Here is a 3,452-nt window from a genome sequence, read left to right as displayed (position 1 = left end):
GCGATGGCGGCCTCGACCTGGTAGCGGCCGGGGCGCTGAACGGCCAGCGCCGACTGCAGGACGCGCACGCCCTCGGCGATCTCGCGGGTGTCCCACAGGCCGCGGTCCTGTCGGTCGAGCGTGACGATGCGACCCTCTGAGTCGAGTCGCGCCGGGAGGCGGGCGTGGTTGAGGAGCATCAGCGCGAGCAGCCCGCGCGCCTCCGGTTCCTCGGTGGCGAGGGTGAGTTGGCGGGCGAGCCGGATCGATTCGCTGGCCAGGTCCACCCGGCCCGCGTGGCCGGCCGTGTAGACGAGGTAGAGCACGCGCAGCACGACGGCGAGGTCGCCGGGCTGGTCCAGGCGGCGCCCCTGCAGGGCGCGCTTGGCCCGGCTGATCCGCTGCGCCATCGTCGCCTCCGGCACGTAGAAGGCGTCGGCGATCTCCCGGGTGGTGAGGCCGCCGACGGCGCGCAGGGACAGCGCCACCTGGGAGGCGGGCGCGAGGTCGGGGTGGCAGCAGCAGAAGAGCAGGAAGAGGGTGTCGTCGCCCTCCTCGGTGGCGGCGGGCCGCGGCTCGGCGTACGTCGCCTCCTCGCGGCGGTGACGGGCGGCCTCGCTGCGGCGGGCGTCGACGAGCCGCCGGGTCGCGACCGTCGCCAGCCACGCGCGCGGGTCGCGCGGCGGGTGCTCGGGCCACACCCGCAGCGCCTCCAGCAGCGCCTCCTGCAGCGCGTCCTCGGCGGCATCGAAGTCCTCGCCCCGCCGGACCAGGTCCGCGAGCACCCGAGGGACGAGGGCGCGCAGCGCGCCCTCGTCCAGCCGTCGCGTCGGCTCGTCGATCACGCCGGGTCAGTCGTCCGAGGGCGCCTCGGACATGACCTCCCGGACGTCGATCCACTCGTACAGCGGCTCCCCGCCCGGGCCGGGCTCGGAGGAGACGTAGGCCGCGAGCTCGACCGCGCGCTCGTGCGACTCGACGTCGATCATGTACCAGCCCGCCACGAGATCGCTGGTCTCGGGCAGCGGGCCGTCGGTGGTGACTGGCGCGGCGTCCGGGCCGCCGTAGCGCACCCAGGTGCGCGCCGGCGTGAGCGCCTGCGCGTCGACGTACTCGCCGTTCTCCTCGAGCAGCTCGCTGACGTGCTTGAGGAAGGCCATGTGCGCCTCCACGTCCTCGGGGGCCCACTGGTCCATCGGGGGCACGGGACGGTGCGGCTCCGGGCCGCCGCGGTAGTGCTTGAGGAGCAGGTACTTCGGCATGGTGGTCTCCTGGTGTCGTGGGCCGCGCCTGTCGTGGCCCTTCACCTGGTGAGCGGAGCCGGTCAGAGCTTCTCGACATGAAAAATCACTCATCTAGCTCCGAGACCGTCGCGTAGGGGGATCCGTCTACCGGGCACCCGCCCCGGGGACCGCCATCGATCGTCGACCAGCACCGGCAGGTGTCCCGTAAGCCCCGCCCGGTGAGTTGCCCGGTGAGGGGGCCGCAACTGACACACCCTTCGGCCAGACTGCCTCCATGGACACTATGCGCACCTCCACTCCATCCCCGGCCGCACGCGGCGGCGCGGCCGGGCTGCGGATCGGCTACGCCCGCGTCTCCACCGACGCCCAAGACCTCACCGCCCAACGCGACGCGCTGGCCGCGCTCGGGGTCGCTCCCGAGCGGATCTACGTCGACCACGGCCTGACCGGCACCACTCGGGCCCGGCCCGGGCTGCGTGAGGCGCTGGCCGCCTGCCGCGCCGGCGACGAGCTCGTGGTCACCAAGCTCGACCGGCTTGCCCGCTCGGTCCCCGACGCCCGCGACATCGCTGATGAGCTCACCGCCCGGCAGGTCAAGCTCAACCTGGGCGGTGCCGTCCACGACGCGACCGACCCGGTCGGTCGGCTGCTGTTCACCACCCTGGCGATGGTCGCCGAGTTCGAGGCCGACCTGATCCGGACCCGCACCCGCGAGGGCATGAAGATCGCCAAGGCCAAGGGCCGGCTGCGCGGCAAGCAGCCAAAGCTCACCGCCCGCCAGCAGGCCCACCTGGTGGAACTCCACCGCGCCGGCAGGCACACCTCCGCTGAGCTGGCCGAGCTGTTCGGCGTCGGCCGCGCCACCGTCTACCGGGCCGTCGCCCGTGCCAGCGCGGTGGCCGTGACGGGGCCGGGCCGAGGGCAGCCGTGAGCCCCGCCCGGCGGGACCGTAGCCTGCTCGCCAAGATCGAGCAGGCTGCCCTGGACGAGACCGTGCCCCTCGTGACCGCGCTGCGCCACTGCCTTGCCTTGGGCGGCAGGGCGGGCTCGACCGCGCTGCGCGACTGGGCATCCAAGGAGCTGCAAGGCTATGGGCCCGACGACGAGCTGCCGGCCTACCGGGTGTTGCCGGCGATGCTCAAGGTCGACGGCGAGGTGCCGGGTGGGTGGATCAAGGGTCAGCCGTTCAGCCCGCTGATGCTGCCTGACTTCGTCCGCGATGTCCTGGGGACCGACGAGCAGGTCCGCTTGCGCCAAGGCATCGCCGAGATCGAGAAGCTCATCGCCGATGCCAACGCGCAGCATGAGCGCGTGAAGGTCGCGTTGCCGGACGCGGCATTGATCGCGGAGTTCCTCACCCGGCAGGCCGGCGTTCCGGGGCAGCACATCATCGACGTCTACTGGCACGTTCCCGAAAACTGCCTGTATGGGGCGGTCGACCAGGTCCGCAGCAGGCTGGTCGCCCTGGTCGCGGAGCTGGTAGCGGCCATGCCTGACGACCAGGATGTCCCTTCGGGCGAACTCGCCGACCAGGTCGTCGGTGTGGTAATCCACGGCGCGCCACGGTCGACCTACCACGTCAACAACGCCCAGGCGACCGGCGGTGGCCACAGCACCGTAACCGTCTCAGGGCCTGAGCCGGCCGGCGACAACCCCGGTCGCAAACGCCGGCGCCTGGTCGCCGGCGCAGCAGGCGGCCTGGTCGCCTTCGCGTCGATGATCGCCGGACTCGGCCAGTGGCTCGGATGGCGGCTGCCCTGGCGCTAGCGTCTTCGTCCCGGGCGGGCCGCGGACCGACCGGCCCCTGCTGATCCGAAAATCGACGGTGAGTGGGTAGGCGGCAGCACCCGGCGGAGCGCAGCGGAGCCGGGTCCAAGCGGGGCCGATGGGTGCCTGCTAGGCGGCGGGCTGCAGGGTGACCTTGTAGCCCAACGCCTCCAGGTGGCGGACGTGGTTGCGCTTGCGGCGCTCGGGGTCGATGCGGGTGTCGTAGAAGCCGGGGCCGAGGTCGTGGAAGCGGGCGTCGGGGTCGGCCAGCAGATGCCAGACGATGACCAGGATGGAGCGGCCGACCGCGACGATGGCCTTCTTGGCGCCGCGGCGCCGCGCGATGCGCCGGTAGCGCTCCCCCAGGAAGGTGTCGGTCCTGCCGGCGGCCACGGCGGCCTCGCCCAGCACCCGGGCCAGGTAGGGGTTGCCGTGCCCGGTCGTGGCTTTGCCTTTCTTCTT

General features: G+C 72.8%; 5 protein-coding genes. 2 read left to right on the top strand and 3 right to left on the bottom strand.

All coding sequences use genetic code 11. From position 1 onward, the window contains the following. Together VG276_05730 and VG276_05725 are read right to left on the bottom strand one after the other, a co-directional pair. On the bottom strand, window positions 1-824 hold an 824-nt coding region (locus VG276_05730), incomplete at its 3' end, for a sigma-70 family RNA polymerase sigma factor (protein HEV8648903.1). A 6-nt stretch (window positions 825-830) separates the two neighbouring features. Next, window positions 831-1,241: a hypothetical protein gene (locus VG276_05725; protein HEV8648902.1), complete on the bottom strand. Its 411-nt coding sequence runs from the start codon at window positions 1,239-1,241 to the stop codon at window positions 831-833. A 265-nt stretch (window positions 1,242-1,506) separates the two neighbouring features. Between VG276_05725 and VG276_05720 the strand changes: the two genes are divergently transcribed. Then, complete coding sequence (locus VG276_05720) at window positions 1,507-2,154, top strand: recombinase family protein (GenBank protein HEV8648901.1); 648 nt, start codon at window positions 1,507-1,509, stop codon at window positions 2,152-2,154. Continuing rightward, a complete protein-coding gene (locus VG276_05715) occupies window positions 2,151-2,990 on the top strand; it encodes a hypothetical protein (protein ID HEV8648900.1) in 840 nt (279 codons plus the stop codon). Before VG276_05720 ends, VG276_05715 begins: the two co-directional genes overlap by 4 nt. A gap of 129 nt (window positions 2,991-3,119) precedes the next feature. On the opposite strand, the gene VG276_05710 is transcribed toward VG276_05715, so the two are convergent. Next, a partial coding sequence (locus VG276_05710) for an IS110 family transposase (protein HEV8648899.1) occupies window positions 3,120-3,452 on the bottom strand: 333 nt, incomplete at its 5' end.

The organism is Actinomycetes bacterium (assembly GCA_036000965.1).
GTDB lineage: Bacteria > Actinomycetota > CALGFH01 > CALGFH01 > CALGFH01 > DASYUT01.
The sequence above is the reverse complement of the archived record's forward strand: the minus strand, read 5'-3'. Positions and strand labels throughout refer to the sequence as shown.